At 76.7% G+C, this 26906-nt stretch carries 31 protein-coding genes and 1 riboswitch; of the genes, 19 read left to right on the forward strand and 12 right to left on the reverse strand.

The annotated features are described in order from the left end of the window. Nucleotide 1: 1 nt before the first annotated feature. Complete coding sequence (gene cobO, locus ACI79Y_RS06490) at nt 2-616, reverse strand: cob(I)yrinic acid a,c-diamide adenosyltransferase (protein ID WP_457157684.1); 615 nt, start codon at nt 614-616, stop codon at nt 2-4. Continuing rightward, nucleotides 616-2697 carry a putative cobaltochelatase gene (locus ACI79Y_RS06495; protein WP_457157685.1) on the reverse strand — a complete coding sequence of 694 codons (2082 nt, stop codon included), beginning with the start codon at nt 2695-2697 and terminating at the stop codon, nt 616-618. The genes cobO and ACI79Y_RS06495 overlap by 1 nt, the downstream gene beginning before the upstream one ends. A 62-nt stretch (nt 2698-2759) precedes the next feature. Further along, nucleotides 2760-2830: riboswitch (cobalamin riboswitch) on the reverse strand. Nucleotides 2831-2933: 103 nt separating this feature from the next. On the opposite strand from ACI79Y_RS06495, the gene ACI79Y_RS06500 reads away from it, so the two are divergent. From ACI79Y_RS06500 to ACI79Y_RS06525, 6 genes are all read left to right on the forward strand, one after another. Then, the gene (locus ACI79Y_RS06500; RefSeq protein ID WP_457157686.1) at nt 2934-3380 is read left to right on the forward strand and encodes a hypothetical protein; all 447 of its coding nucleotides are present in this window, start codon (nt 2934-2936) and stop codon (nt 3378-3380) included. A 29-nt stretch (nt 3381-3409) separates the two neighbouring features. Beyond that, nucleotides 3410-3871 (forward strand): hypothetical protein, encoded by a 462-nt coding sequence (locus ACI79Y_RS06505; RefSeq protein ID WP_457157687.1) that lies wholly within the window; start codon nt 3410-3412, stop codon nt 3869-3871. Then, on the forward strand, nt 3868-4161 hold the full coding sequence (locus tag ACI79Y_RS06510) for a transcriptional regulator (protein WP_457157688.1): 294 nt from the start codon (nt 3868-3870) through the stop codon (nt 4159-4161). The genes ACI79Y_RS06505 and ACI79Y_RS06510 overlap by 4 nt, the downstream gene beginning before the upstream one ends. A gap of 34 nt (nt 4162-4195) precedes the next feature. Then, nucleotides 4196-5260, forward strand: a complete 1065-nt coding sequence (locus ACI79Y_RS06515; protein ID WP_457157689.1) for an AbrB family transcriptional regulator — start codon at nt 4196-4198, stop codon at nt 5258-5260. A 67-nt stretch (nt 5261-5327) separates the two neighbouring features. Further along, entirely contained in the window at nt 5328-6392 is a 1065-nt protein-coding gene (locus ACI79Y_RS06520) for an AI-2E family transporter (protein ID WP_457157690.1), read from the forward strand. 144 nt (nt 6393-6536) lie between these two features. After that, complete coding sequence (locus ACI79Y_RS06525) at nt 6537-6749, forward strand: hypothetical protein (protein WP_457080254.1); 213 nt, start codon at nt 6537-6539, stop codon at nt 6747-6749. Nucleotides 6750-6752: 3 nt separating this feature from the next. Here ACI79Y_RS06525 and ACI79Y_RS06530 read toward each other — a convergent pair whose 3' ends face one another. Next, nucleotides 6753-7250: a type II toxin-antitoxin system PemK/MazF family toxin gene (locus ACI79Y_RS06530; protein WP_457157691.1), complete on the reverse strand. Its 498-nt coding sequence runs from the start codon at nt 7248-7250 to the stop codon at nt 6753-6755. 230 nt (nt 7251-7480) lie between these two features. Here ACI79Y_RS06530 and ACI79Y_RS06535 point away from each other — a divergent pair, with 230 nt between their 5' ends. Further along, nucleotides 7481-7678 carry a hypothetical protein gene (locus tag ACI79Y_RS06535; RefSeq protein ID WP_457080258.1) on the forward strand — a complete coding sequence of 66 codons (198 nt, stop codon included), beginning with the start codon at nt 7481-7483 and terminating at the stop codon, nt 7676-7678. A 10-nt stretch (nt 7679-7688) separates the two neighbouring features. On the opposite strand, the gene ACI79Y_RS06540 is transcribed toward ACI79Y_RS06535, so the two are convergent. Further along, complete coding sequence (locus ACI79Y_RS06540; protein ID WP_457157692.1) at nt 7689-8312, reverse strand: MSMEG_1061 family FMN-dependent PPOX-type flavoprotein; 624 nt, start codon at nt 8310-8312, stop codon at nt 7689-7691. A gap of 52 nt (nt 8313-8364) precedes the next feature. Here ACI79Y_RS06540 and ACI79Y_RS06545 point away from each other — a divergent pair, with 52 nt between their 5' ends. After that, nucleotides 8365-8757, forward strand: coding sequence for an acyl-CoA thioesterase (locus ACI79Y_RS06545; RefSeq protein WP_457157693.1), 393 nt, complete (start codon nt 8365-8367; stop codon nt 8755-8757). Between the two features lie 15 nt (nt 8758-8772). Here ACI79Y_RS06545 and ACI79Y_RS06550 read toward each other — a convergent pair whose 3' ends face one another. The 4 genes from ACI79Y_RS06550 to yczR all read right to left on the reverse strand — a co-directional run bounded on the left by ACI79Y_RS06550 (nt 8773) and on the right by yczR (nt 13465). Beyond that, a complete protein-coding gene (locus tag ACI79Y_RS06550) occupies nt 8773-10287 on the reverse strand; it encodes a cobyric acid synthase (protein WP_457157694.1) in 1515 nt (504 codons plus the stop codon). Further along, entirely contained in the window at nt 10284-10949 is a 666-nt protein-coding gene (locus tag ACI79Y_RS06555) for a lysophospholipid acyltransferase family protein (protein ID WP_457157695.1), read from the reverse strand. Before ACI79Y_RS06555 ends, ACI79Y_RS06550 begins: the two co-directional genes overlap by 4 nt. A 121-nt stretch (nt 10950-11070) precedes the next feature. Then, a complete protein-coding gene (locus tag ACI79Y_RS06560; RefSeq protein WP_457157696.1) occupies nt 11071-11796 on the reverse strand; it encodes a PAS and ANTAR domain-containing protein in 726 nt (241 codons plus the stop codon). 220 nt (nt 11797-12016) lie between these two features. Then, nucleotides 12017-13465 (reverse strand): MocR-like transcription factor YczR, encoded by a 1449-nt coding sequence (gene yczR, locus ACI79Y_RS06565; RefSeq protein ID WP_457157697.1) that lies wholly within the window; start codon nt 13463-13465, stop codon nt 12017-12019. Nucleotides 13466-13525: 60 nt separating this feature from the next. Between yczR and ACI79Y_RS06570 the strand changes: the two genes are divergently transcribed. Beyond that, nucleotides 13526-13843 carry a hypothetical protein gene (locus tag ACI79Y_RS06570; protein ID WP_457157698.1) on the forward strand — a complete coding sequence of 106 codons (318 nt, stop codon included), beginning with the start codon at nt 13526-13528 and terminating at the stop codon, nt 13841-13843. Here the strand turns inward: ACI79Y_RS06570 and ACI79Y_RS06575 are convergent. Continuing rightward, entirely contained in the window at nt 13729-14688 is a 960-nt protein-coding gene (locus tag ACI79Y_RS06575) for a cobalamin biosynthesis protein (protein ID WP_457157699.1), read from the reverse strand. The two genes, ACI79Y_RS06570 and ACI79Y_RS06575, sit on opposite strands and share 115 nt — an antisense overlap. 45 nt (nt 14689-14733) lie before the next feature. Between ACI79Y_RS06575 and def the strand changes: the two genes are divergently transcribed. The 3 genes from def (at nt 14734) to cobM (ending at nt 17453) form a co-directional block, all read left to right on the forward strand. Beyond that, complete coding sequence (gene def, locus ACI79Y_RS06580; RefSeq protein WP_457157700.1) at nt 14734-15291, forward strand: peptide deformylase; 558 nt, start codon at nt 14734-14736, stop codon at nt 15289-15291. A 118-nt stretch (nt 15292-15409) separates the two neighbouring features. Next, the gene (cbiE, locus tag ACI79Y_RS06585; protein ID WP_457157701.1) at nt 15410-16618 is read left to right on the forward strand and encodes a precorrin-6y C5,15-methyltransferase (decarboxylating) subunit CbiE; all 1209 of its coding nucleotides are present in this window, start codon (nt 15410-15412) and stop codon (nt 16616-16618) included. Between the two features lie 91 nt (nt 16619-16709). After that, entirely contained in the window at nt 16710-17453 is a 744-nt protein-coding gene (gene cobM / locus ACI79Y_RS06590; protein WP_457157702.1) for a precorrin-4 C(11)-methyltransferase, read from the forward strand. On the opposite strand, the gene ACI79Y_RS06595 is transcribed toward cobM, so the two are convergent. Further along, a complete protein-coding gene (locus tag ACI79Y_RS06595; RefSeq protein WP_457157703.1) occupies nt 17450-18532 on the reverse strand; it encodes a cobalt-precorrin-5B (C(1))-methyltransferase in 1083 nt (360 codons plus the stop codon). The two genes, cobM and ACI79Y_RS06595, sit on opposite strands and share 4 nt — an antisense overlap. Before the next feature lie 17 nt (nt 18533-18549). Between ACI79Y_RS06595 and ACI79Y_RS06600 the strand changes: the two genes are divergently transcribed. From ACI79Y_RS06600 to ACI79Y_RS06610, 3 genes are all read left to right on the forward strand, one after another. Beyond that, entirely contained in the window at nt 18550-19275 is a 726-nt protein-coding gene (locus tag ACI79Y_RS06600) for a cobalt-precorrin-6A reductase (protein ID WP_457157704.1), read from the forward strand. Next, on the forward strand, nt 19263-19913 hold the full coding sequence (locus tag ACI79Y_RS06605) for an HAD hydrolase-like protein (RefSeq protein WP_457157705.1): 651 nt from the start codon (nt 19263-19265) through the stop codon (nt 19911-19913). The genes ACI79Y_RS06600 and ACI79Y_RS06605 overlap by 13 nt, the downstream gene beginning before the upstream one ends. 580 nt (nt 19914-20493) lie before the next feature. Continuing rightward, nucleotides 20494-20940 carry a hypothetical protein gene (locus ACI79Y_RS06610; RefSeq protein WP_457157706.1) on the forward strand — a complete coding sequence of 149 codons (447 nt, stop codon included), beginning with the start codon at nt 20494-20496 and terminating at the stop codon, nt 20938-20940. Nucleotides 20941-21019: 79 nt separating this feature from the next. On the opposite strand, the gene ACI79Y_RS06615 is transcribed toward ACI79Y_RS06610, so the two are convergent. Beyond that, the gene (locus ACI79Y_RS06615) at nt 21020-21592 is read right to left on the reverse strand and encodes a shikimate kinase (protein ID WP_457157707.1); all 573 of its coding nucleotides are present in this window, start codon (nt 21590-21592) and stop codon (nt 21020-21022) included. A 147-nt stretch (nt 21593-21739) separates the two neighbouring features. Between ACI79Y_RS06615 and ACI79Y_RS06620 the strand changes: the two genes are divergently transcribed. Continuing rightward, nucleotides 21740-22390, forward strand: a complete 651-nt coding sequence (locus tag ACI79Y_RS06620) for a maleylpyruvate isomerase family mycothiol-dependent enzyme (protein WP_457157708.1) — start codon at nt 21740-21742, stop codon at nt 22388-22390. A gap of 16 nt (nt 22391-22406) precedes the next feature. On the opposite strand, the gene ACI79Y_RS06625 is transcribed toward ACI79Y_RS06620, so the two are convergent. Further along, nucleotides 22407-23072 (reverse strand): SDR family NAD(P)-dependent oxidoreductase, encoded by a 666-nt coding sequence (locus ACI79Y_RS06625; RefSeq protein ID WP_457157709.1) that lies wholly within the window; start codon nt 23070-23072, stop codon nt 22407-22409. Between the two features lie 53 nt (nt 23073-23125). Between ACI79Y_RS06625 and ACI79Y_RS06630 the strand changes: the two genes are divergently transcribed. Genes ACI79Y_RS06630 through ACI79Y_RS06640 form a run of 3 tightly spaced genes read left to right on the forward strand, consistent with a single transcriptional unit; the run spans nt 23126 to nt 26801 of the window. After that, nucleotides 23126-23491 (forward strand): VOC family protein, encoded by a 366-nt coding sequence (locus ACI79Y_RS06630; RefSeq protein ID WP_457157710.1) that lies wholly within the window; start codon nt 23126-23128, stop codon nt 23489-23491. Between the two features lie 29 nt (nt 23492-23520). Next, entirely contained in the window at nt 23521-25218 is a 1698-nt protein-coding gene (locus ACI79Y_RS06635) for an ABC transporter (protein ID WP_457157711.1), read from the forward strand. After that, on the forward strand, nt 25215-26801 hold the full coding sequence (locus tag ACI79Y_RS06640) for a GTPase (protein ID WP_457157712.1): 1587 nt from the start codon (nt 25215-25217) through the stop codon (nt 26799-26801). The genes ACI79Y_RS06635 and ACI79Y_RS06640 overlap by 4 nt, the downstream gene beginning before the upstream one ends. The last annotated feature ends 105 nt before the right edge of the window (nt 26802-26906 follow it).

The following is a 26906-nucleotide window of genomic DNA, read 5'->3' on the forward strand; positions in this document are numbered from 1 at the left end:
GTCACCACTCGATCCCCCGCTGGCCCTTCTGGCCGGCGTCCATCGGGTGCTTGACCTTGGTCATCTCCACGACCAGGTCGGCGGCCTCGATCAACGCCGGCGGGGCGTCGCGCCCGGTGATGACGACGTGCTGGCTGCCCGGGCGAGCGGACAACGTCGCAACCACGTCCTGGATGTCCACCCACCCCCACTTCAGCGGGTAGGTGAACTCGTCGAGCACGTAGAACCGGTGCGCCTCGGCGGCCAGGTCGCGCTTGATCTGCGCCCAGCCCTCGGCGGCGTCGGCGGCGTGGTCGGTCTCCTCGCCGTGCTTGCGCGACCACGACCAGCCCGAGCCCATCTTGTGCCAGACGACCGGGCCGCCCTCGCCGGTCTCGGCGTGCACCCGGCCCAGCGCGGTCAGCGCGTTCTCCTCGCCGACCTTCCACTTGGCGCTCTTGACGAACTGGTAGACCGCGATCGACCAGCCCTGGTTCCAGGCCCGCATCGCCATCCCGAAGGCGGCGGTGGACTTGCCCTTCATCTCCCCGGTGTGCACCGCCAGCAGCGGCCGGTTGCGGCGCTGCCGGGTGGTGAGCCCGTCCTGCGGCACGACGGCGACCTGCCCCTGCGGCATCAGGCGGCCTTCCGCACGTCGCGGACCGTGCTGGCCAGGGACTCGGCGCCCAGCTCCTCCAGCCGCAGCGTCTGCGCGCCCAGCTGGAGCCCCAGGGACGCCGCCAGCCCGAGCCGCACCGGCCCGGACTCGCAGTCGACGACGACACTCGCGACGTCCGCCGCCGCGAGCAGCCCGGCCGCCCGGCGGGCGTCGCCGAGGTGGTCACCGCCGCGGGCGCCGGTGGCCCGGCCGTCGGTGACGACGACGAGCAGCGGGCGGCGCTGCGGATCGCGCACCCGCTCCAGCCGCAGGGTGTCGTGCGCCTTGAGCAGCCCGGCGGCGAGCGGGGTGCGCCCGCCGGTGGGCAGGCCGGTCAGCCGGGCGGCGGCGGCCTCCACCGACCAGGTGGGCGGCAGCGCCAGCTCGGCCTCGCCGCCGCGGAAGGTGATCAGCCCGACCTTGTCCCGGCGCTGGTAGGCGTCCAGCAGCAGGGAGAGGACGGCGCCCTTCACCGCGGCCATCCGGGAGCGGGCGCCCATCGAGCCGCTGGCGTCGACGACGAAGAGGACGAGGTTGCCCTCACGGCCCTCGAGCGTGGCCTGGCGCAGGTCGGCGCGCTTGACCCGCAGACCGGTGCCGCTGCGCCCACGGGCCCGCTGGTGCGGCGCGGCGGCGACGATCGTGTCGACCAGGTGCAGCTTGGTGACGCTGCCCTCGGGACGGCGCGACCCGACCACCCGGCCGCGTTCGCTGCGCGCCCGCGACCGCCGTCCCGCGGCGCCCGCGCCGATGCCGGGCACCTCCAGCCGGCGGGTGCGGAACGGGTCCGACGGCGCGACGGCGGCCTTCTCCGGCGTGGGGGCGGCATCGGTGTGCCCGCCGCCCTCACCCCGCGGCGCCGTCGTCGGCTGCTCGCCCCGCGCTTCCTCGCGAGAAAGCGCGGGTGCTTCCTCGCGAGAAAGCTCGCCTGGGGGGCTGCTGCCGGCGGGGGGTGGTGGGGGAGCGCCGCGGTCCCCGCCGCCATCGCCGCCGCCATCGTCGGGGCCGTCGGTGGGGTCGGTCGGGTCGTCATCCGGTGGCGTCGGGTCGTCGGGGCGGGAGTCCTCCAGCGCGCGGTCGAGCGTCTCGTCGTCCAGGCCGGGGGCGTCGAAGGGGTTGCGCCGGCGGCGGTGGGGGAGGGCGAGCCGGGCGGCGACCCGGACGTCGTCCTCGGTGACCTCCTCGCGGCCGCACCACGCGGCGTGCGCGATCGCCGCCCGGGCGGTGACCAGGTCGGCGCGCAGCCCGTCGACGTCGAAGGCGGCGCAGACGCTGGTGACCTGGCGCAGCGCGCCGTCGGAGAGGACCACGCGGGGCAGCCGGGCGCGGGCCTCGGCGATCTGGCGGGCCAGCGCGGACTCCTCGTCGGCCCAGGCGGCGGCGAAGGCGGCCGGGTCGGCGTCGTAGCCGAAGCGGCGGCGGACCACCTCGGCGCGCAGGTCGGCGTCCCGGGGGGCGGCGACCTCGACGGTGAGCCCGAACCGGTCGAGCAGCTGGGGGCGGAGCTCGCCCTCCTCCGGGTTCATGGTGCCGACCAGCAGGAACCGGGCGGCGTGCCGCACCGAGACGCCCTCGCGCTCGACGTAGGCGCGGCCCAGGGCGGCGGCGTCCAGCAGCAGGTCGACCAGGTGGTCGTGCAGCAGGTTGACCTCGTCGACGTACAGGACGCCGCGGTGCGCGCCGGCCAGCAGCCCGGGCTCGAAGGACTTCACGCCCTCGGTGAGCGCCCGCTCCAGGTCCAGCGAGCCGACCAGCCGGTCCTCCGAGGCGCCGACCGGCAGCTCGACGAGCCTGGCCGGGCGGGTGACCGCCGGGGAGTCGGACGGGTGCGGGCCGTCCGGGCACTCCGGGTCGGGGGCGGCGGGGTCGCAGGCGAAGCGGCAGCCGGCGACGATGTCGACCGGGGGCAGGACGGCGGCCAGGGCGCGCACCGTCGTCGACTTGGCGGTGCCCTTCTCCCCGCGCACCAGCACCCCGCCGACGGCGGGGGAGACGGCGTTGAGCAGCAGGGCCAGGCGCATGTCGTCCATGCCGACGACGGCGCCGAAGGGATAGGTCATGAGCAGACCACGGGTCCTCTCCCCGGGTGTCCACGCCCGGAGGTGGCAGGAGGCGACGGCGGGAGTTCCTGACTCCCCGGTCGGGACCGGGTCACAGTGGCGGGACCGCGCCGGAGTCGCACCGGGCTTCCTCCACTGCCGTCGCAGTTGGAGCGTCATTCGACCACGGGGACCCCGGGTGGGGACAGGGGCGTGTCCCTTGACGAAGCGGAAAGTCGCCCGCCACACTTTCCGACATGGAAACCAACGGGATCGGCCGGGACGACGCCGCCGCCCAGCTGGCGGCGCTGCAGGCCGACCGCGCCGCGCTGGCCGACCGCGTCGTGCCTCCGTGGTGGTACGACGCGGCGCTCGGGCTGCTGTTGTTCGGCTTCCTCGCCAGCTACGCCCTCGACTCGCCCTGGGTTACCTTCCCGGCGCTGGTCGTGTTCGGCGCCTGCCTCGCCGCGCTGATGGCCGCCTACAAGCGCATCACCGGGATCTGGGTGAACATCGACGCGCGGTCGATGCTCGTGTGGACCGTCGTCGTCTTGGTCGTCCTGGTGCCGGCCTTCGTGCTCGCCGACGGGTACGGCCACCACTGGGTGATGGTCCCCGCGGGCGCCGTCCTCGGCGTCGCGGTCACCCTCTTCGGCCGGCGCTGGAGCCGGGCCTACGCCGCCGAGCTGCGGGGCCGGCGGTGACCGGCGGTCCGCTCGACGGGGACGGGCCGGTGGCCACCCGTGACCAGGCGGCCGCGCAGCTCGCCGCGCTGCAGTCCGACCGGGCCGCGGTGGCCGACCGCCTGATGCAGCCGTGGTGGTACGACGTCGCCCTGGCGCTGCTCCTCTTCGGCTTCTTCAGCAGCTACTCGTCCCACAGCATCTGGGTGATCGCCGGGGCGCTGGTGCTCTTCCTCGCTGGGTGCGCGGGGCTGATGGCGGCGTACCGGCGGATCACCGGGGTCTGGTGGGACGCCCGGAAGGTGGGGCCGGTCCAGGGGCGCGTCCAACGGGCCACGCGCTGGTGGGCGATCGGCTTCCTGGGGCTGTACGGCGTCGGTGCCGCGGCCGAGTTCCTGCTCGACCTGCGTGGTGCCATGGTGGTGGTGGCCGCGTTGCTGGGGGCGTCGGCGGGGCTGCTCAGCCGCTGGGTCACCCGGATCTACGTCGCCGGCCTCCGCGAGGGCCGGTGACCGCCGTCGAGCCGCAGTTCGACGCGGTCGTCCACGCCCCGCCGCGACTGCAGGTCTGCGGGCTGCTCGCCGCCGTCGACACGATGGAGTTCGCCGCCGTCCGCGACGCCGTGGGGGTCAGCGACTCGGTGCTGTCCAAGCACGTCAAGCAGCTGGAGGAGGCCGGGTACGTGCAGGTGCGGAAGGCGACGATCGCCTCCCGGCAGCGCACCAGCCTGGCGCTGACCAAGGCCGGGCGGGCCGCCTTCGACGCGCACGTCGCCGAGCTCCGCCGCATCGCCGGCCTCTGAAGGCCCGGACGGCCGCTGCGGCAGAGTGCACGGCGTGGAGCGGGGGCGACGGCGGCTGCTGGCCGACTGGGCGGTGGTCCTGCTCGCCGCGGTGCTGCTGGCGCTGGTCATGGACCGGCTCTCCGTCCCGTCCCCGGCGTTGTTCGGCGGGCTGGCCGCGGGGCTGGGCCGGGCGCTGATCGGCCGCACGCAGCTGGTGCTGCCGCGGCCGGCGCTGACCGGGGCGCAGGCGCTGATCGGGGTCTCGGCCGGGGCGCTGGTGCAGCCGGAGACCCTCCGGGTCGTCGCCGACCACTGGCTGCCGGTGCTCTCGATCACCGTGGCGACCCTGCTGGTCAGCCTGGCCGCCGGGCAGCTGATGCGCCTGCAGCGCGGGATCAGCGCGGTCACCGGTGCCTTCGCGATGGTCGCCGGCGGGGCCTCCGGGATCACCGCCATGGCCCGGGACCTCGGCGCCGACGCCCAGCTGGTCGGGGTGCTGCAGTACCTGCGGGTGCTGGTGATCGTGGTGGCGATGCCGGTGGTGGCGACGACGGTCTACGGCGCCTCGCCGGGCGGTGGAGCGGCGCCGGTCGACGACGGCCCGGGCTGGGCCGCGGGGCTGCTGTTCACCGCGTTCTGCGGAGCGGCCGGGCTGGTGCTCGGCCGCGTGGCCCGCATCCCGGTCGGCGCGCTGCTGGGGCCGCTGCTCGTCGCCGCCGCGCTGGACCTGACCGGCGTCGCCCAGGGCGCCGGGGTGCCCGGGCCGGTGGAGTCGGCCGCCTTCCTGGCGATCGGGCTGCAGGTGGGCCTCGGGCTCACCCGGTCGAGCCTGCGGGTGGTCGGCCGGGCGCTGCCGCTGGCGATCGCGCTGATCGTCGGCGTCATCGTCGCCTGCGCCGGGCTCGGGCTGCTGCTGTCCGCGACGGCCGGCGTCAGCCGGCTCGAGGGCTACCTGGCGACCACCCCGGGCGGGCTCTACGCGGTGCTGGCCACCGCCAGCGGCAGCGGGGCGGATGCGACGTTCGTGCTCGCTGTCCAGGTGCTGCGCCTGTTCGTGATGCTCTTCACCGCCCCGCTGCTGGCCCGCTGGCTGAAGCGGGGGCAGCCGCCGGCCTGACGGCCCCCGGGTCGCGCGTTCCGCGGTGGCCATGTGTCAGGCCGCGCTGACGTGGCATCTCCTGGGCATGGCAGCCGACGAACCGCGAACCGACGCCGCTGCCCAGGCAGCTCCCGCCTGGCTGGTGCGATCCGCCGCCGTCGGCGGCCGGGTGCTCGTGCTGGTGGTCCTCGGGTGGCTGCTGGCCGGGCTGGCCGGGCAGCTCACCCTGGTGCTCGCCGCCGTGCTCACGGGGCTGCTGATCGCGGGAGTCGCCGCGCCGGCGGTGCGCTGGGCGAGCGGCCGGGGCGTGCCGCGGTGGGTGTCCGCCGGTCTGGCCGTGCTGCTGTTCCTGGCGGTGCTGGCCGGCGTCGGGCTCGGCCTGACCGCCCGCATCGCCGCCCAGCTGCCCCAGCTCCGCGACGCCCTGGACCGGCTCTCCACCGAGCTGTCGGACCGGTTCGGCGTCTCGGTGCCCTCCCTGGGTGAGCTCGTGGGCGGTGGTGGGCAGGGCGACGCCGGCGTGGGCGCGCTGGTCGGGCCGGCCCAGACCCTCCTGGAGGTCCTCCTGGGCGCCTTCCTCACCCTGGCGCTGGCGTTCCTGTTCTTGACCAGCGGCCCGGGCATGTGGCAGTGGCTGCTCGGCAAGTTCGGCGGCCGGCTCCGGGAGGACGTCGACGCCGGTGGCCGGGCGGCGTGGGGGACGGTGGGTGCCTACGTGCGCGGGCTGACGGTCGTGGCCCTGTTCGACGCGGTCGGCATCGGGCTCGGCCTGCTGCTGCTCGGCGTCCCGCTGGCGCTCACCCTGGCCGTGCTGCAGTTCGTCGGGTCCTACGTGCCCACCATCGGGGCCTTCGTCGCCGGCGCGCTGGCCGTCGTGGTGGCCTACGGCGCGTCGGGGCTGGGCACCGCCGTGCTCGTGCTCGTGCTGGTCGTGGTCGTCCAGCAGCTGGGCAACGACGTGGTCGAGCCGTACGTGATGAAGAGCCGGCTGCCGATCAACGCCGCGGTGGTCCTCATCGCCGTGACGGCCGGCGGGCTGCTCTGGGGGATCGCGGGGGCGCTGCTCTTCGTGCCCCTGGTCGCGGCGGCCTCGGCGGCCGGCCACGAGGTCTGGGCGCGGCACGGATCACGCCCGATCGCCGGCGGTTGACCCCCGGCGCTGCGGGACGGGTCGCCCGTCCGTGCCTACCCTGGTCGGGGCCGCCCACCGGCGGGGCACAGGCACCGAGCGAGGGAGACCGCTCTGTCCGAGGACGACACGACCGCGACCGGCACCCCCGAGGACGGGGGTGCCGTGCTGCTGTTCGTCGGCGGGCCGCTCGACGGCCGGGTGGAGGTGCGCGAGGCGCGCCACGGCGACCCCCTGCCCACCGTCACCCACGTCCACCTGCACGGTGGGCCGAAGGTGGTGCACCGGTACGACCTGCAGAGCCTGCCCGGGGGCGCCGGCGTCTACCACCTGCGGCCCCGCGTCCCCGTGCACGAGAGCGAGCCCTCGGCCGACTGACGGTCAGCGGCCGAGCCGGCGGCGGACCTCGGCGGCGACCTGGTCGAACCGGGCCCGGTCCAGGGTGGCCCCCTCCCGCCGGACGTCGCCGGCGGCCAGGCGCAGCACGCGGTCGACGCGCACCTCGCTGGGCCGGCCCCGCCGGTCCCAGGGGCCGCTGCCGATGTCGACCCAGTGCCGGCCGTGCCGGGCCTCGTCCGCGGCGTCCCGGTCGTGGTCCTTGCTGGTGAGCATCAAGCCCAGCAGCGCCTCGCCGTCCCGGCCGACCACCAGCACCGGTCGGTCCTTGCCGCGACCGTCGGCCTCCTCGAACGGGACCCACGCCCAGACGATCTCCCCGGGATCGGGGCGACCGTCGTCCCGTGGCCGGTAGTCCAGCTCGACCGGCCCGTCGTGGTCGGGGGTCGCGCGCCGGGTGACCGGCCGTGCCGCCCGAGGGGGACCCGCCGTCCGCACCGCCGCCGTCAGCCGGCCCAGCACTCCGCGCCATCCCGTCGCCATGTCCGGACCGTAGGCGGCCGGCCACGCGGCGTGCCGATCAGGGACACGCCGGGCGCGGATCGAAACCGCCGCGTCGGTCGTACCGCCCGAACCACACAGCTGTGATCCTCACGACGAACGGTGCCTGTCCGACAGCAGACGGGTCACATCGTGGTTGGGACGACCAACGGTGGGCCACTACAGGACGACGCCGGTGACCACGGCCGCGAGTGGGGAGAGAGGGGCATGCGATGAGCACAGCCCAACCGGTCCAGCCGGTGAGCGTCGCGGGCCCGTCCACGGTCCGGGCCAGTGCCCTGGCCGCGTGGCAGCTGGTCGAGGACGCGCGCTACCGGCCCGAGCGCCGGGCCCGTGCCGACCGGATCCGGCTGCTCGCCCAGCGGGCGGTCGCCGCCCGCAGAGCCGAGCGGGAGGAGCTCGCCGGCTGAGCTGCCCGAGCTACAGCTCCTGGGCGAGCTCCGCGCGGATCGTCGCGTCGTCGGGCAGCGGGGTCTCCAGCCGGCAGTGCTCCCGCAGCACCTCGCCGAACGGCGTCATCGTCGACCGGTCGACGTGGGTGCTCGGGTCCCACAGCCCCGAGCGCATGACCGCCTTGCCGCACTGGAAGTAGGCGCGGGTCACCTCGATCACCAGCACCGACCTCGGCGCCCGGCCGAACTCGGTGAGGTCGACGCCGAGGTCGTCGGGGGCGACGAGCGACGTCGTCCCGAACACCTTGAGCGTCTCCTCGGCGCCGGGCACGAAGAACAGCAGCGCGGCCCGCGGGTTCTCCGCCAGCTTGCGCAGGCTGTCGACCCGGTTGTTGCCGGTGCGGTCGGGCAGCGCGAGGCGGTGCTCGTCGAGCACGTGCACGAAGCCCGGGTCGCCGCCGCGCGGGCTGATCTCCGGCCAGCCGTCGGCACCGGCGGTGGAGAGCGTGGCGAAGGGGGAGAGCCCGATGAACGCGGCGCAGTGCCGGTCGATCCGGTCGATCTCCTTGTCCAGCACCAGCCGGCTGGGCGGGCGGTAGCCGGCGAGCACCTCCTGGTCGGAGCGCGCGGTCCCGGCGAGGCTGCTGTCCACGCCCCGACGGTAACGGTCGGGCGGTCGCCGTCGGTCGGTAGCGTGGCCGCCCGTGCCCGAGGTGTGGAGTGCCCCCGTCCGCTTCGTCGAGTGCGACCGGCAGGGCGTCGTCTTCAACGGCCACTACCTGACCTGGGCCGACGAGGCGCTGGGCGCGTGGTGGCGGGCCGTCGGGGTCGACTGGACGGCGCTGAACGCGGCCGGCGTCGAGTACTACGTGCGGGCCAGCGCCCTGGAGTGGACGGCCCCGGCCCGGCACGGCGACGTGGTGGCCGTCGACGCCGACCTGGAGCGGCTGGGCACCACGAGCGTGACGCTGCGGTTCACCGTCCGGGTGGCCGGGCGCACGTGCTGCACCGTCCGGTCGACCTACGTGGTGACCACCGCCGGCCGGCCGGTGCCCTGGCCGGACGACGTCCGCGCGCTGCTCACGGCGCCCAGCTGACGGCCGACGGAGCGGTCAGCGCGGGCCGGGCCCGGCGGTCAGCACCGGCAGGTCGGCCGGCGGGCCGGACTCGACCAGGCGCCACAGCGCGTCGGTGTCGGCGTGGTCGGCGATCAGGTCGCCCAGCGCGTCCAGCCGGGCCTCGCGCACGGCGGCGAAGTCGGTGTCCGGCGCCGCGGTGAACCGGCGGCCGGCGAGCCCGGCGACCACGGTGAGGAACGCCCGGCGGAACCCGTCGTTCTCCAGCGCGCCGTGCCACGTCGTCCCGAACACCGCCCCGGCCCGGGCGCCGTCCAGGAACGGCTCCGCGGCTGGGCTGACGGAGAGCGGGTCCACGGTGACCACGCCGTGGTGGATCTCGTACCCCTGCACGGGCTGGCCGAGTGCCGAGCCCACCGGGCGGGCCAGGGTCTTCTCCCGCGCGAAGCGCACCTCGGTGGGCAGCAGCCCGAGGCCGGGGACGACGCCGGCGCGCGACTCGACCTCGTCGGTGATGGTGCGGGCGAGCATCTGGTGGCCACCGCAGATGCCGAGCACCGGCCGGCCCTCGGCGGCCCGCCGGGAGACGGCGTCGGCGAGGCCGGTCTCGCGCAGCCAGTGCAGGTCGGCGACGGTCGACCGCGACCCGGGAAGCACGACCAGGTCGGCGTCGGCGAGCTCCTCGGGCCGGGTCGCCCAGCGCACCAGCACACCGGGCTCGGCGGCGAGCGCGTCGAGGTCGGTGAAGTTCGACAGCCGCGGCAGCCGGGCCACCGACACCCGCAGCACGTCCTCGCCGTGCGGCGCCAGGGCCGGGCCGCGGACCGTGTCGACCCCGAGGGAGTCCTCCACGTCCAAATGCAGTCCGGTCCGCCAGGGCAGCACCCCCAGGGCCGGCCGGCCGGTGAGGTCGCGCAGCTGGTCCAGGCCCGGGGCGAGCAGCCGGGCGTCGCCGCGGAACTTGTTCACCAGGAAACCGGCGACCAGCCGCTGGTCGGCCGGTGGCATCAGGGCGACGGTGCCGTAGAGCGCGGCGAACACGCCGCCGCGGTCGATGTCGCCGACCACCACGACCGGCAGCTGCGCGGCGGTGGCCAGCCCCATGTTGGCGATGTCGTCGGCGCGCAGGTTGATCTCGGTGGGGGAGCCGGCGCCCTCGCAGACCACCACGTCGAACCGGGAGCGGAGGTCGGCCAGGCAGGCCAGCGCCTGCTCGAGCAGGGCGGCCTTCATCGGCCGGTAGGACAGCGCCGTCACGTCGGCGACCGGCTTGCCCAGGACGACGACCTGGCTGGCGTTCTCCCCGCCCGGCTTGAGCAGCACCGGGTTCATCGCCGCCTCCGGCTCGACCCGGGCGGCCGCGGCCTGCATCACCTGCGCCCGGCCGATCTCCGCGCCGTCGGCGGTGACCATGGAGTTGTTGCTCATGTTCTGCGCCTTGAACGGCGCGACCGACACGCCCTGGCGCACCAGCCAGCGGCAGATCCCGGCGGTGACGACGGACTTGCCGGCGTCGGAGGTGGTGCCGGCGACGAGCAGTGCGCCGTTCATGCAGCGGTCGGGGTGGTGCCCCAGCCGGCCTTCTCCTGGCCGGAGAGCTCGGCGATCGCCTCCATCACCCGGTCGGTGACCTCGCGGCGGGTCTTCGCCTTGCCCGCCATGCCGCGGTGCTCGGGGAAGGTCAGCGGCTCGCCGAAGGTGACCCGGATCCGGTGCGGCCGCGGCCAGCGCGCGTCGATCGGCTGCACCCGGTCGGTGCCGTGCACGGCGACCGGGACCACCGGGCAGTCGGCGGTGAGCGCCAGCCAGGCCACGCCGGTCTTGCCCCGCGCCAGCCGGCCGTCCCGGGACCGGGTGCCCTCGGGGTAGATGCCGAAGGCGCCGCCGGCGCGGAGCACCCCCATCGCGGTGTCCAGTGCGGCCTGCGCCGCCCGGGAGGCCTCGCGCTCCACCGGGAGCGCGCCCAGCGCGGTGAACAGCGTCCGGGTCAGCCAGCCCCCGATGCCCGAACCGCGCCAGTACTCGGCCTTGGCCAGGTAGCCGACCCGGCGGGGGGCCATCAGCGGGATGACGATGCTGTCGATGAACGAGAGGTGGTTGCTGGCCAGGATGACGGGCCCGGTGGCCGGCACGTTGTCCCGGCCGACGACGGTGGGCCGGAAGGCCACGAGGAACAGCGGCCGCAGCACGAACCGGGCGAACAGGTAGAACACGCGCCGGCCTCCCCTCGCTCGTCCCGCACCCGGACCGGGGCTCCGGTGCCGGGCGGTCCCGGCATCTTCTCCGACGGGCGCCGGGGCGGGACGAGCGGGGGCCGACGGAACGGCTGCCGGGTCAGACGCTGCGGTCGGGCGGGCAGGCGTCGTGCAGGATCTCGCGGACGTCGGCGGGCAGGGGGCGGCGGCCGCTGGCCGAGTCGATGATCGACGCCGCGACGTCGCGCACCTTCCGGTGGGTGTGGCTGGAGATGTGCGCGAGCAGGTCGAAGGCGACCTGGTCGCCGCAGCCCATCAGCAGCATCACGATGCCCTTGGCCTGCTCGATGGCCGCCCGGCTGGCCATGGCGGTGCGCAGCTGCTCGACCTCGGTCTCCAGCCGGTGCACCTGGTCGGCGGGGGCGGCGGCCGGCGGGCGGGCGCGCTCCTCGGTCAGGTCGACGAGCAGGCCGGCGAGCGCGACGACCCTGCCCGACCCGTCGGTCTCCGGCTCGCAGACCAGCAGGACGCAGCGCAGCTGACCGTCGGGACGGACCAGCCGGTGCTCACGGGTGAACGGGGCGCCCGTGGTGCTGGCGATGCCCAGCGCCGTCCGGACGGCCGGGCGGTCGTCACGGTGCACCTGCGAGAGCAGCAGCTGGGCCGACGGCGCGACGGCGGCCGGGTCCAGTCCCTGCAGCGCGAAGAGCTCGGGCGACCACGACCACTGCCCGGTGACCAGGTCGCCGCGGAAGCGCCCGGTCAGCCGGCCGGGGGGCTGGACGGTGGAGGCGCGGAGGTTCTCCCCGACCGGGCGGGCGGCGGGGATCGTGCTGGGGGTGGCGGTCGTGGTGGAGGAGGGCATCGACTCGACCGATCTCGACAGTGCACCTGGGTCCTGCCGGTGGGACCCTCCGCACGCCGTGCTTCCGACGGGGGAGCGCCCATCGCCCCGGTGGGCGACCACGCTGGGAAGTTACCGACCTGAGCCGTTCTGCGCACGGGGAGCCGGAGCGGCGTGCTCCAGCACCCCGGTGCCGTCGTGACCAGCCGTGATGGCGCCGCGACGGTCCGGCGGCGGGACGTCAGACGACGGTGCGCGGCGCGGGCGTCCGGCCGCGCTCACTGCGCAGCTCACCGGCGAGCCCGGCCAGCACGTCGACGGCGGTGCGCAGCTGCTCGGCCGGCCGGGTGAAGGGGAGCCGGAGGTGGTCGTCGAAGGCGTGGCCGGTGCCGAAGACCCGCCCCTCGGCCAGCAGCACCCCCCGTGGCGCGGCGGCGGCCGCCAGCGCGGCGGAGCTGAGCCCGGGCGGCAGGGCGCACCACACCGACAGCCCGCCGCCCGGTGGGTGCACCCGCCACTCCGGCAGCTGCTCGGCCAGGGCGGTCAGCAGTGCGGCGCGCTGGCTGCGCAGCTGCTCGCGCCGCTCGGCGAGCACGGCGTCCAGGTCGCGCACCAGCACGGTGGCGGCCAGTTGGTCGAGCAGGCCGACGGAGAGCTGGCGGCGGCCGAGCACCCCGGCCAGCCGGGTGGCCAGGGCGGCGTCGGTGCGCAGCCAGCCGATCCGCAGCCCGCCCCAGACCGCCTTGGCCAGGCCACCGAGGGTGACCGTGGCGGCGTCGGGGAGCCCTGCCGCGTACGGCGGCAGCGGCCCGTCGTCCAGGTACAGCTCGGCGCACACCTCGTCGACGACGGTGAGCACCCCCTGCTGCCAGAGCGTGGCGGCCAGCCGGCGCCGGCCGGCCGCCGACATCCGCGCCCCGGTCGGGTTGGTGAAGTCCGGCATCAGGTAGGCCAGCCGCGGACCGCTCTGCCGGGCCGCCAGGTGCGCGGCCTCGACCAGCGCGTCGGGGCGCTCCGGGTCGACCGCCACCGGCACCAGCCGCGCGCCGGCGCCCTCGACGACGCGCAGCGCACCGGGGTAGCTGGGGTGCTCGACCAGCACCCGGTCGCCGGGCTCCAGCAGCGCCTCGGCGACGACGGCGGCGGCGTCGCCCACCCCGGCGGTGACCACGATCTGCTCCGGGTCGGTGGGCAGCCCGCGGGCGGTGAACCGGTCGGCGATCGCCGACCGCAGCCCGGGCAGCCCGCCGGGGGCGTAGCCGTGCCCGGCGGTGAGGGCGGGCAGCTGCTCCAGCGCCGCCCGGTAGGCCGGCTCGAGCTGGGAGGTCGCGGCGGGTGCGGCGTGGGCGAGGTCGATGTGGCCGGGAGCGTCGGAAGGCAGCCAGTCGCGAGCCGGGGCGCCGCCGGGCGGCTCCAGGACGGTGCCCGAGCCGTGCCGGGTCCGCGCCCAGCCCTCCTCGCGCAGCACCCGGTAGGCCGAGGCGACGGTGACCCGGCTGGTGGCCAGCGCGGTGGCGAGGTCGCGTTCGGCGGGCAGCCGCGTCCCGGGTGCGAGCCGGCCCGCGTCGACCAGCTCCCGGATGCGCCGGGCCAGCCCGGCGTACCGGGGCGTCGGCAGGGTGGTGACCGCCCCGACCAGGGTGGCCAGCTCCTGCGCCGGAGTGGACTGCTCGACGACCCCGGGTGGCATGGCGCCACCATGCCGGATTGGACCGCTTTGCACCAGCCCGGACGGTGCCACTGTCAGCCCATGAGCCCTGCTGGCGGACTGACCGTCCTGATCGTCCTGTTCCTGGCGCTGGGTGTGCTGGCCGGGCACACCCTGCTGGTCACGCTGCGCGGCGGGCTCGGGCCCGCCGACCCGCCGGCCAGCCACCCGCGCGTCGACCCGGCCGGCTTCCCGGTGCCGCCGGAGCCGCGGGGTGTGCTGCCCCGGCACCCGGCGCAGCCGCGTCAGGCGCGCGGCCCCCGCCGGACCCGGCTGATCGCGGCCAGGGTGGCCGCGGTGGTCCACACCGCGCGGGAGAGCCGGGCGGCGCGGCGGATGTCCGCGCGCACCGGCGGCTGACCGTCGCCGAGGGGAGGCCGCTCCTCGGCCCGGCTGCCGTACACGTTGCGCCCGCCCAGCCGGAGGCCCAGGGCCCCGGCCAGCGCGGCCTCGCAGCGCCCGGCGTTCGGGCTGGGGTGGGCCGCGCCGTCCCGCCGCCAGGACCGCCACGCGCCGGTGGCCGACCCGCCGGCGACCGGCGCGGCGGCCACCGTGAGCGCGGCGGTGAGCCGGGCCGGCACCCAGTTGAGGACGTCGTCCAGCCGGGCCGACGCCCAGCCGAAGCGCTCGTACCGGGCCGAGCGGTACCCGACCATCGCGTCCAGGGTGTTGGCCGCGCGGTAGCCGAGCAGCCCCGGCAGCCCGGCCACCGCGCCCCAGAACAGCGGCGCGACGGCGGCGTCGGAGGTGTTCTCCGCGACCGACTCCACCGTGGCCCGGACCAGCTCCGCCTCGCCCAGCGCGGCCGGGTCGCGGCCGGCCAGGGTGGGCAGGTGCCCGCGCGCCGCCGCCAGGTCGCCGGCGTCGAGGTGCTGCGCCATCGTGGCCGCGGCCCGGTCCAGCGAGGTGCCGCCGAGCACCGCCCAGGTGGCCAGCGCGGTCACCGCCGTCCGGGCGGCCGGGGAGGCGGCGGTGCTCCGGGCCAGGGCGGCGCCCAGCGCGGTCGCCGTCCCGACGCACGCGGCGGTGTACGCCGCTCCCGTGCCCCGGCCGTCGCGCCAGATGCGGTGCTCCAGCGCGCCTGCCGCGCGGCCGAAGCCGGCGACGGGGTGGAAGCGGCGCGGGTCGGCGAGCAGCAGGTCGGCCGCGGCGCCCAGCGCCAGCCCCGCGGCGGTCGCGCGGCGGAGGGCTGAGGGGCGGGACATCGCGGCCACTGTAGGGAACCGGGGCATTCCCTAGGATCGACGGTCATGCGCGTGCCCGGCCGTTACGACGGCGTCGCCCGGCCGATCGTCACCTACGGCAGCAACCCCGTGCTGCACCGCCCCTGTGCCCCGGTCACCGTGTTCGACCGCGCGCTGCGGCACCTGGTGCTGGACATGTTCGCCAGCATGCAGGCCGCCGACGGGGTGGGGCTGGCGGCCAACCAGATCGGGGTCGACGCGCGGGTGTTCGTCATCGACTGCCCGGACGCCCACGGCGAGGACGTCGTGGGCTACGTGGTCAACCCGGAGCTGACGATCCTGCCGCCGGTCGACGAGGAACCGGCGACGGAGACAACCGAGGAGGGGTGCCTGTCGGTGCCCGGCCCGTACGCCGAGCTGCCGCGCGCCTTCCGGGCCCGGGTGGACGGCGTCGACGTGCACGGCGACCCGACCTCGATCGAGGCCACCGGGATGGCCGCCCGCTGCCTGCAGCACGAGGTCGACCACCTCAACGGCACCGTCTACGTCGACCTGCTGCCCGAGGAGCTGCGCGAACGGCTGCTGGCCGAGGCCGCCGGCCCGGAGGGCGAGCTCCCCGCGTGACGACCGTCGCCGGACGGCTCCGAACCGCGCCTTCCACGCTCTTCGCACCCTTTCCACGCACTGCAGCACGGGGGAAGCGCGCGAAGAGCGTGGAAGGCGGGGCGGGTGAGGAGGCCCTGTGAGCTGGACCGTCACCGTGGTCGGGATCGGCGCGGACGGCTGGGACGGCCTCTCCCCGGCCGCGCAGCGCGCGATCGCGGGCGCCCAGGTCCTGCGCGGCAGTGCGCGCCAGCTCGACCTCGTCCCGCCGGCGGTCGAGGCGGACCGGGTGCCCTGGCCCTCGCCGATGACGCCCGCGCTGGCCGAGCTGCCGCGCGCACACCCGGAGCGCCGCGTCGTCGTGCTGGCCAGCGGTGACCCGATGCTCTCCGGCGTCGGCACCTCGCTGGTCCGGCTGTTCGGCGCCGACGTCGTCGACGTGGTGCCGCACCCGTCGTCGGTGACCCTGGCCTGCGCCCGGCTGGGCTGGGCGGTGGAGGAGACCACCGTCGTGACCGTCGTCGGCCGCCCGGTCTCGTCGGTCCTCCCGCACGCGACTCCCGGACGGCGGCTGCTGGTGCTGGGCTCGGACACCCGGACACCGGCGGACCTCGCCGTCCTGCTCGCCGGGGCGGGGTACGGCGCCAGCCGGCTCACGGCCCTCGCCCAGCTCGGCGGCCCCGCCGAGCGGCGGTTCACCGGCACCGCCGCCGGGTGGGCGCACCCGGAGACCGACCCGCTGGTGCTCACCGCCGTCGAGGTGGCCGCCGACCCGGGGACCGTGCCGCTGCCGACCGTGCCGGGCCTGCCCGACGACGCCTACAAGTCCGACGGGCAGCTGACCAAGCGCGACGTCCGGGCGGTCACGCTGGCGCGGCTGGCCCCGCTGCCCGGCCAGCTGCTGTGGGACGTCGGGGCCGGCGCCGGGTCGATCGGCATCGAGTGGATGCGCGTGCACCCGACCTGCCGGGCCGTCGCCGTGGAGGCCGAGCCCGCCCGGGCCGACCGCGTCGGGCAGAACGCGGCGCGGCTCGGTGTCCCCGGCCTGCAGGTGGTGCGCGGCCGGGCACCGGAGGCGCTGGCCGGGCTGCCGGACCCCGATGCCGTCTTCGTCGGCGGCGGGGCCACCGTGCCCGGCGTGCTGGACACCTGCTGGACCGCGCTGCGACCGGGCGGCCGGCTGGTGGTGAACGCGGTGACCCTGGAGAGCGAGGCGCTGGTGGCCCAGTGGCGGGCCCGGGTCGGTGGGGAGCTGACCCGGCTGTCGGTGGCCCACGCCGCCCCGGTCGGGAGCTTCACCACCCTCCGCCCCGCCCTCCCCGTGACGATCTGGAGCGTGACCCGATGACGCGCTTTCTCGCGATCAACCACGCGCGCTTTCTCGCGATCAACCACGCGCGCTTTCTCGCGAGAAAGCGCGGCGGGGGAGGGGCGAAGCGATGACGGTGCACTTCATCGGCGCAGGGCCGGGCGCGGCCGACCTGGTCACCGTGCGGGCGGCCCGGCTCATCGCGTCGGCCCCGGTCTGCCTGTACGCGGGCGCGCTGGTGCCGCGGGAGCTGCTGGACACCGCCCCCGCGGGCGCCCGGCTGGTCGACACCGCCGACCTGGACCTCGACGAGATCACCGCCGAGCTGGTCGCGGCGCACGAGGCGGGGCTCGACGTCGCCCGGCTGCACTCCGGCGACCCGTCGGTGTACAGCGCGATGGCCGAGCAGATGCGCCGGCTGGACGCCGCCGGGGTGCCCTACGACGTCGTCCCGGGCGTGCCGGCGTTCGCGGCGGCGGCGGCCAGCCTGAAGCGGGAGCTGACCGTGCCGGGCGTGGCGCAGACCGTCGTCCTCACCCGGACGTCGGCGCGCTCGACGCCGATGCCGCCGGGGGAGGAGCTGGCCGCCTACGCCGCGACCGGCGCCACGCTGGTGCTGCACCTGGCCGTGCAGCGCATCGACGAGCTCGCCCCCGAGCTGGCCGCCCACTACGGCGCCGACTGCCCGGTCGCGGTGGTGGCGAAGGCCAGCCGGGACGACGAGCTCACCCTGCGCGGCACGCTCGCCGACATCGCGCAGCAGGTCACCGACGCCGGGGTGCGGCGCACCGCCGTGGTGATCGTCGGCCGGGTGCTGGCCGCCGGCGAGTTCCCCGACAGCCACCTCTACTCGACGACGAGATGCCGCAGCTAGGCGCGCCCCACCACCGTGCCGGCGCGGTCGATCACCACGACGTCGACCTGCACCGGGGCGCCGAGCAGCACGCCCTCCGCCGTCCGGCGGGCGCCGGCGGCGACCAGGTCGCCCAGCGGCAGCCCGGCGGCCTGGCACTGCCGGAGCGCGTCCAGCGCGGTGTTCGCCGCGCGCACGCCCTCGACCAGCTCCGGCGCGGCCCCGGCGTCGGCCACGAGCTGGGCCAGCGCGGTGAACGACACCTGCGAGCGGGCCGAGTGCAGGTCGAGGTGCCCCTCGGCCAGCTTGGCGAGCTTGCCGATGCCGCCGGCCACGGTCAGCCGGGGCACCGGGTGGCGGCGCAGGTACTTCAGCACCGCCCCGGCGAAGTCGCCCATGTCCAGCAGCGCGTCGTCCGGCAGGCCGTACAGCTCCTGCGCGACCCGCTCGCTGGTCGACCCGGTGCAGCCGGCCACGTGCTCCCGCCCGGCGGCGCGGGCGACGTCGATGCCGCGGCGGATCGAGTCGATCCACGACGAGCACGAGTAGGGGACGACGACGCCGGTGGTGCCCAGCACCGACAGCCCGCCGAGGATCCCCAGCCGCGGGTTCCACGTCCTCCGCGCCAGCTCCGCGCCGTTCTCGATCGAGACCTCGACGACGACGTCGCCGGTGCCCCCGTGGTCCCGCGCCACCGCGGCCACGTGCTCGCGGATGAACTGCCGGGGCATCGGGTTGATCGCCGGCTCGCCCACCGCCAGTGGCAGCCCGGGCTTGGTCACCGTGCCCACGCCCTCCCCGGCGCGGAAGAGCACCCCGCTGCCCGGCTCGCCGTGGCTGACCCGCGCCGAGACCAGCGCACCGTGGGTGACGTCGGGGTCGTCGCCGGCGTCCTTGACCACCGCGGCCCAGGCGGCGTCCGGTGCCAGCTCCTCGCGAGCCAGCGCGAAGGAGGGGTGCCGGTCGTTCGGCAGGGAGATCTCGACCGGGTCGGGGAACTCACCGGTGAGCAGCGCGGTGTAGGCGGCGGTGGTGGCCGCGGTCGCGCAGGCGCCCGTCGTCCAGCCGTGCCGCAGCCCGCTGGCACCGTCCCTGCTCACGGGCACATGGTGCACGGGTGACCGGTCAGGTGCTGGTGCTGGGCGGCACCGGCGAGGCGCGGCGGCTGGCCGCCGCGCTGCTCGCCCAAGGGGTCGACGTCCTGAGCAGCCTGGCCGGGCGGGTCGCCGACCCGGTGCTGCCCGAGGGGCCGGTGCGGATCGGCGGGTTCGGTGGCGCCGACGGGCTGGCCGCGTGGCTGGCCGAGCACCGGCCGCGCGCGGTGGTGGACGCCACCCACCCCTTCGCCGCGCGGATCACCGCCAACGCCGCGGCCGCGGCGACCCGGCAGGGCACCCCGCTGCTGCGCCTGCAGCGCCCCGGGTGGACGCCGGGCCCGGGGGACACATGGCGATTTGTCGACACGTCGACCCAGGCCGCCGAGGCGGTGGCCGGGTACCGCAGCGTCTTCCTCACCACCGGCCGGCAGGGCGTGGGGGTGTTCGCCGGCCTGCCCGGGCGGGTGCTGGTCCGCTCGGTGGACCCGCCCGACGAGCCGCTGCCCGCCGGCGCGACGCTGCTGCTGGACCGCGGGCCGTTCAGCGTCGCCGACGAGCTGGCGCTGATGCGCGAGCACGCGGTCGACGTCGTCGTCACCAAGGACTCCGGCGGGCACCTCACCGAGGCCAAGCTGGTCGCCGCGCGAGAGCTCGGCATCCCGGTGGTCCTGGTCCGCCGTCCGCCGCTGCCGCCGGGCGTCGAGACGGTGGCGACGGTGGAGGAGGCGCTCGAGTGGCTGCGGTGAGGTTGGTGCTCTTCGACCTGGACGGCACGCTGGTCGACTCCACGCCGGGCATCTGGGCGTCGATCCGGGTGGCCGCCGCCGAGCTGGGGCTGCCCGCGCCGACGGAGGCGCAGCTGCGCTCGATGGTCGGGCCGCCGCTCTGGGAGGGGTTCGCCGCGGCCTTCGGCATCGGCGGGGACGACGTCGACCGGGCGGTGGCCGCCTACCGGGCGCACTACACGGCCGGCGCGATCCTCGACGCACCCGTCTACCCGGGCATCGCCGAGCTGCTGGCCGAGCTGACCGACGGCGGTGCCCGGCTGGCGGTGGCCACCAGCAAGCCCGAGCCGTTCGCCGTCCGGATCCTGGAGCACACCGGCCTGCTGCCGCGGTTCGCGAGCGTGCACGGCGCGACGCTGGACGGGCGGGTCCGGCACAAGGAGCAGGTCGTCGCCGCCGCCCTCGCCGCGCACCCGGACGGCGAGCGGCCGGTGCTGATCGGCGACCGGTCGCACGACGTGCTCGGTGCCCGGGTGCACGGGCTGCCCTGCATCGGCGCCGGCTGGGGCCCCGCACCACCCGGCGAGCTGGAGACGGCCGGTGCGGCCGCCGTCGCCGCCACCCCGGCCGACGTCCTCGGGGTGCTCGCCGGGCTCTGACCGGATCGCGATGGGGTCACGGGAATGCCCGTTCTCTGGACCGCAGGGACCGGTCGGGACAAGGTCTCGGGCGTGCGGGAACCCCTGCCGGCCGTGGCCGGGCTCGTCCTGGTCGCCGGCGGCGGCGGTGCGGGCGTCGGGAGCGGTGGGTCGTGCGTCGGCCCGGAGCTCTCGGTCCACCCCGCGCAGGCCCGGGCCGGCGAGCCGGTCGTCGTCTCGGTGGAGTGGCTGCGCGAGGGGTGCCACGACACCGGCCGGGGACTGGAGGAGCGCCCGGCCGTGGCGTCCGCCGTCCTCGTGCAGGACGGGACGGCGACGACGCTCGGGACGCTGACGGGTCGTGGTGAGCGCTTCAGCGACCGGCTCGACGTCACCCTCCCGACGGACGCCGTCCCAGGTCCGGCGTCCGTCGCGCTGGAGACCGGGGACGGCTCGCCGCGGGGTGTACCCGCCGACCTGGTGGTACTGCCGTGGACCCCGGTCGGTGATCAGTTCCAGCCACCCCCGGACGCTGCCGCCCTCCGTGCGGGCGCCGGTCGACCGGCACCGATGGTCTCCTCCGATCATCCAGACTGGCGCCGTGTCCACCCTGGAGCACCGCGTCGACGAGTTCCTGCATGCCCCGTTGGCCGGTGCGTTCCTCGTGCTGGCTGCCCGCAACGACCTGGGCACAGACCAGCTGGCCGACCCCGCCACGGCGTGCACGCTGGCCAGCACTGCCCTGTGCGAGCTGAACCCCTGGAGCGGCGGTCGTCGACCGGCCGCCGTCCGTGCCGACGTCCTGGCGGCCGCGCGACCGGTGCGCCCGCTGCTCGCCGACGTGCTGGCCGACGAGCGCACCAGCTGGTGGGACGCCCCACTGCAGCGCGACGCGCAACTGCTGCTGACCGGCCGGGAGGACCGCCGACCCGGGCCGTTCGACGTGCCCGTGCCCGCCGGGCCGGTCAGCGGGTGGGAGGCGTACGCACAGAAGCCCACGCACGCACTGATCACCTCCCCAGCTGCTGCCCACCGGTGCCGGCGTTGAGGTGCGCGTCAGGTTGCCCGGGGGTGCCCATCCGAGGTCCTGCCGTGTCAGCTTGTAGGCCGATGGCAGCGCGTTCGTGTCAGAGCCGGCTGCGTCGGGTGGGGAGGGCGGCGATGCGGCGCGCGGTGACGTCTGGTGCATCGGACTCGGTGTGCACCACGTCGGTGGCCAGGTGCTCGTCGCGGCCGTCCCCCAGCCAGCGCGCCAGCCAGTCCACCCCGTCGGCCTGCCAGTCGTGACCCTTGTCGAGCAGGCAGCGGGAGCGCAACACCTGCCAGGACCTCTCGGCGTCAGGCGCCGGGCGCAGCAGCACCACCTGGGGGACCGGCGCCAAGGCCTCGGCGACCTCGGCGAACAGCGCCGGGTCCTCGATGTGGGTGTGCCCGGCGCCCAGCGCGAGCACCGCGCGACGGTGGGTGGTCACCAGGTCGACGACGGCGGCGACCAGGGCGACCTCCCACTCGCGGTGGGCGGCGTGGAAGCCGACCTCCGCGGCGCGCCGGCGCAATCGCTGGACGCTCCAGCCGACACGTGCGTAGGAGGGGGCGGCGTGCTCGTCGGCGTCCACGAAGGGGCGATCGGTGATGTCTGCGAGCAGTGCACCGGCCGTGGACTTGCCAGCGGCGGGCGGACCGATCAGGACGCTGAGCACCGACAGAGCCTGACATCGCGGCTCGACCACCGGGGTCGACGGGGCCTGCGGCCAGGTCGCTCCTCCGGTCTCCGACGAGACCGATGACTTCGGCGGGCCGGTGCGGTCTCCCTTCCGGCAGCGACCGATGCGACCGGGAGGACCCCCGTGCCCGACCCCACCCTCACCACTGACGACCTGTGGGCAGCCGTCCACGCCGAGCGCGCCGCGCTGGCGGACGACCTGGCCGGCCTGACCGCGGAGGAGTGGGCACGGCCCTCGTTGTGCGGGCGCTGGAACGTCGAGCAGGTGCTCGCCCACCTGACGGCGGCGGCCAGCACCGGCCGCGGCCGCTGGCTGACCAGCATGCTCGCCGCCCGGTTCGATGCCGACGTGCACAACGAGCGCCGGCTGGCCGAGCAGCGGGGCGCGGACCCCGCCGCCAGCCTGGCGCGCTTCCGGGCGGCCGTCCCCAGCACCACGGCGCCGACCGGGCACACCGCCGCCTGGCTCGGCGAGGTGGTCGTGCACGCCCAGGACATCCGCCGCCCGCTCGGCCTGCCCGGCGCTCCGCCGGTGCCGGTGGTCACCGCGGTGGCGCGGTTCTACGCCGCCCGCGACTTCGCGGTGGACAGCCGGACGGCGGCCCGGGGGCTGCGCCTGCAGGCCACCGACGGCCCGTTCACCGCCGGCGACGGGCCGCTGGTCACCGGCACCACCCTGGCGCTGACCATGGCGATGGCCGGCCGGGTGACCTGCTGCGACGAGCTGACCGGCCCGGGCGTGCCGGAGCTGCGAGCTCGGTGCACCCCCGGCTGACCGAGCCCCGCGGAGCTCAGTTGACGCCGATGTGGTGGCGGAACCGGTCGCGGCGGGTGTGCAGGTCCCACAGCAGGTCGGCGAGCACGGCCGGGTCCTTGTCCGGGCTGCCCGGCTCGATCTTGCCCGGGATCACCAGCTGCGAGACCTGGATGCCCTCCTCGCCGAGGGCCTCGTGCAGCAGTTGGGCGTAGGCGGCCTGGCCGGCGAACGCCACCGACGTCCCGGTGACGGTGCGCCCGGGGGTGACCGCCGAGCCGCCGTTGACGAAGAGGATCGTGCCGCGGTTCCCGCCGAGGAACCGCATGCCGGGCAGCACCTGGTGCACCGCGGCGACCGGCCCGTAGATGGAGAACTCGACCGGGCCGACCAGGTCGGCGGGCGTGGTCTCCAGCACCGGTCGCATGAAGTCCTTCTGCGGCAGCGGGCTGTACTGCAGCACCTCGATCGGGCCGAGCGTCTCGGTGGCCTGCTCCAGCGCGCGGGCCAGCGAAGCCGGGTCCCGGACGTCGGCGGCGAAGCCCCGGGCCTGGACGCCGTCTGCGGCCAGCTCCTCGGCCAGTGCGTCCAGCTTGGGCTGGGAGCGGGAGAGCAGCGCCACGGCGAAGCCCTCCGCACCGAACCTGCGGGCCACGGCCGCGCCGAGCCCGCGGCCGGCACCGATGATCGCGATCGTCGTCATGCCGGGTGCAAGCCGGCCGGACGCCGATCTGTTTCGCACGGCAGGATCCCGGCATGACCAGCCGCATCGCCGTCCTCGCCATCGACGCCGTGCAGCCCCGCCTCATCGCCGACTTCTGGTGCGTGGTGCTCGGCTGGTCGGTCGTGGAGGAGGACGACGGCGTGATCAGCATCGGTGGCGACGGGGGGCAGATCGACGTCTGCCCCGTGCCGGAGGCCAAGACCGTCAAGAACCGGCTGCACCTGGACCTGCGGGCCGACGAGTCGAGCACCGCCGAAGAGCTGGACCGGTTGCTGACCCTGGGTGCCCGGCGGGTCGACGTGGGCCAGGACGACGACGTGAGCTGGACCGTGCTGGCCGACTCGGAGGGCAACGAGTTCTGCCTGCTGTCCCGCACGGTGCAGGAGGCGGAGGAGTGACCGGTGCTCCCGCGGGCTAGATACCGCCGGTGACGAGCCCCCCGCTGACCGATGCGCTGCAGGCACTGCGCGACGAGGTCGCCGCCGCGCCGCTCGGGCTGGCCACCCCCGGGCGGGACGCCGCGGCCCGCACCGCCGCCGACGTCGTGCACCAGGTCGACGACTACCTGCTGCCCCGGCTGCGCGACCTGGACGCCCCGCTGCTCACCGTCGTCGGCGGCTCCACCGGCGCCGGGAAGTCGACCCTGGTCAACAGCCTGCTGCGGGCGCACGTCACCGCCCCCGGCGTGCTGCGCCCCACCACCCGGGCGCCCGTGCTGGTCTGCGCCCCCGCCGACCGGGCGGCCTTCGCCGGCGACCGGGTGCTGCCCGGGCTCGCCCGCACCACCGGCGGTGCGGCTGGGCCGGGCGGGCTGCAGCTGGTCACCCACGACGGGCTGCCGGCCGGGCTGGCGCTGGTCGACGCCCCCGACGTCGACTCGGTGGTGGAGGCCAACCGCGACCTGGCCGGGCAGCTGCTCGCCGCCGCCGACCTCTGGGTGTTCGTGACCACGGCGGCCCGCTACGCCGACGCCGTCCCCTGGGACCTGCTGCGCACCGCCCAGGAACGGGGCACCGCGCTGGCCGTCGTCCTGGACCGGGTGCCCCCGGAGGCGACCGGCGAGGTCGCCGGGGACCTCGCCGGGATGCTCGAGCGCGGCGGGCTGGGCGCCGCCCGGCTGTTCGTCGTGGAGGAGCGGCCGCTGACCGACGGGCTCCTGCCCGAGGACCAGGTCGGTCCGCTGCGCGCCTGGCTGCACGGCCTGGCCGCCGACGCCGAGCAGCGGGCCGCCGTCGTCCGGCAGACCCTCGCCGGCGCGCTGGCCAGCCTCGACGAGCGGGTCGCCCACGTGCAGGCGGGGGTGGTCGAGCAGGCCACCGCCGCGGAGGCGCTGGGAACCGCCGCCGACGCCAGCTACGCCCGGGCTCGGGCCGCGGTCGACGAGGGCGTGGGCAACGGCAGCCTGCTGCGCGGGGAGGTGCTCTCCCGCTGGCAGGAGTTCGTCGGCACCGGGGAGTGGATGCGTTCGCTGCAGGGGCAGGTCGGCCGGCTGCGCGACCGGCTCACCGCGTCGCTGACCGGCCGGCCCAACCCCGCCGACTCGCTGCAGGGCGCGCTGGAGTCAGGCGTGGAGCTGCTGCTCCGCGCGGAGGCCGACGCCGCCGCCGAGCGCACGGTCACCAGCTGGCGGTCGCTGCCCGGTGGGCCGGATCTGCTCGCCGGACGGGAGGCCGAGCTGGAGGGCGTCTCCCCGCGCTTCACCGGTGCGGCGGCCGACGCCGTCCGCGACTGGCAGGGCACCGTGCTGGAGCTGGTGCGGACGGAGGGCGCCGGCAAGCGCTCCCGGGCCCGGCTGCTGTCCTGGGGGGTGAACGGCGCCGGCGCGGTGGTGATGGTCGCGGTCTTCGCCTCCACCGCCGGGCTCTCCGGCGCCGAGGTGGTCGTCGCCGGGGGCACCACCGCGCTGGGCCAGCGGGTGCTGGAGGCGGTGTTCGGCGACGCCGCCGTCCGGGAGCTCGCCGCCCGCGCGCGGGCCGACCTCGACGCACGCGCCGACGTGCTGCTGCGCGAGGAGCAGGCCCGCTTCGACGAGCTGCTGGCCGACGCCGCCCCCGCGGCCGGGGCCGCCGAGCGGCTGCGCGCCGCCGTCGCCGCGCTGGCGACCGCCCGCGGGGCAGCCGCGTGAGGCGGCGGGAGACCTCGCTCGCCGACCGGTTGGGCGCGCTGCGCGAGGCCGTCGAGGTCGCCGAGGGCCGGCTGGAGGTGCCCGAGGTCGGCGCCGCCCGGTCGCTGCTGGCCAAGGCCGGGGCGCGGGAGGCGCTCGGCGACGCCACCGTCGTCGCGCTGGCCGGGGCCACCGGCAGCGGCAAGTCCACGCTGTTCAACGCGCTGAGCGGCAGCGAGGTCAGCACCCCGGGCGTGCGGCGGCCGACCACCGGCATCGCGCACGCCAGCGTCTGGGGTGCCGACGGCGCCGACCGGCTGCTCGACTGGCTGGAGGTGCCCCGCCGGCACCGCGTCGACCAGGGTGACCCCGCACTGGACGGGCTGGTGCTGCTCGACCTGCCCGACCACGACAGCGTGCGGGTGGAGCACCGGCTGGAGGTCGACCGGCTGGTGCAGCTGGTCGACGTGCTGGTCTGGGTGCTCGACCCGCAGAAGTACGCCGACGCCGCCGTCCACTCCCGCTACCTGGCGCCGTTGGCCGGGCACGCCGGGGTGCTCGTCGTCGTCCTCAACCAGGTCGACCGGCTCGACGAGGCCGCCGCCCGCGCCTGCCTGGCCGACCTGCGCGGCCTGCTGGACGCCGAGGGGCTGGCCGGCACGCCGCTGCTGGCCACCGCGGCCCGCACCGGCGCCGGGCTGCCTGAGCTCCGGGCCGAGCTGGCCCGCCGGGTCGGCGCCCGCCGGGCCGCGACCGACCGGCTGGCCGCCGACGCCCGGGGCGCCGCCGCCGGGCTCGCCGCGCACTGCGCGCCCGACGCCGGCCCCGACCGCAGCCGGGACCGGAGCGAGCGGGAGGGGCTGGTCGAAGCGCTGGCCGATGCCGCCGGGGTGCCCGCGGTGGCCACGGCGGTGGAGCAGTCGGCCCGCCGCCGCGGCGCCGAGCACACCGGGTGGCCGGTGCTGCGCTGGACGTCGAAGCTCCGCAGCGACCCGCTGCGCCGGCTGCACCTGGGCTCCGAGGCCGCCCGCACGTCGCTGCCACCGGCCGGTGCGGTGCAGCAGGCGGCGCTCGGCGCGGCGCTGCGCCGAGCCCGCGACGAGGCCGGCCACGGGCTGCCGCAGGCGTGGCGCGACGAGCTGCGGCGCACCGCGGAGCTGTCCCAGGAGCGGCTGGCCGACCGGCTGGACCGGGCCGTGGCCGGCACCGATCTGGGGCCGCAGCGCACCCCGCTGTGGCAGCGGGCCGTCGGCGGGCTCCAGTGGGTGCTCGCGCTGGTCGCGCTGGCCGGGGCGCTGTGGCTGCTCGGCCTCGTCGGGCTGGGGCTGCTGCAGCTGGACGACGTCGTGCCGCTGCCCCGGGTCGAGGGCATCCCGCTGCCCACGCTGCTGCTGGCCGGTGGGCTGGTGGCGGGGCTGCTGCTCGCCCTGGTGGCCCGGCCGCTGGTCCGCGCCGGGGCGAGGCGGCGGGGCCGGCAGGCCCGTCGTCGGCTGCTCGACCGGGTGGCCGAGGTGGCCGACGCGGAGGTGCTCGAGCCGCTGGGGGAGGCTCGCGCCGACCACGACCGGTTCTGCGCCGCCGTCGGCCGCGCCGGAGCCGGCTGACGCGGCGAGACCCGCGCTTGTCCGCGGGAAAGCCCCCGCGCTTGTGCGCGGAGAAGCACGCGCGCTTGTGCGCGGAGAAGCCCCCGCGCTTGTGCGCGGAGAAGC

This window comes from Modestobacter sp. SYSU DS0875 (assembly GCF_054050915.1).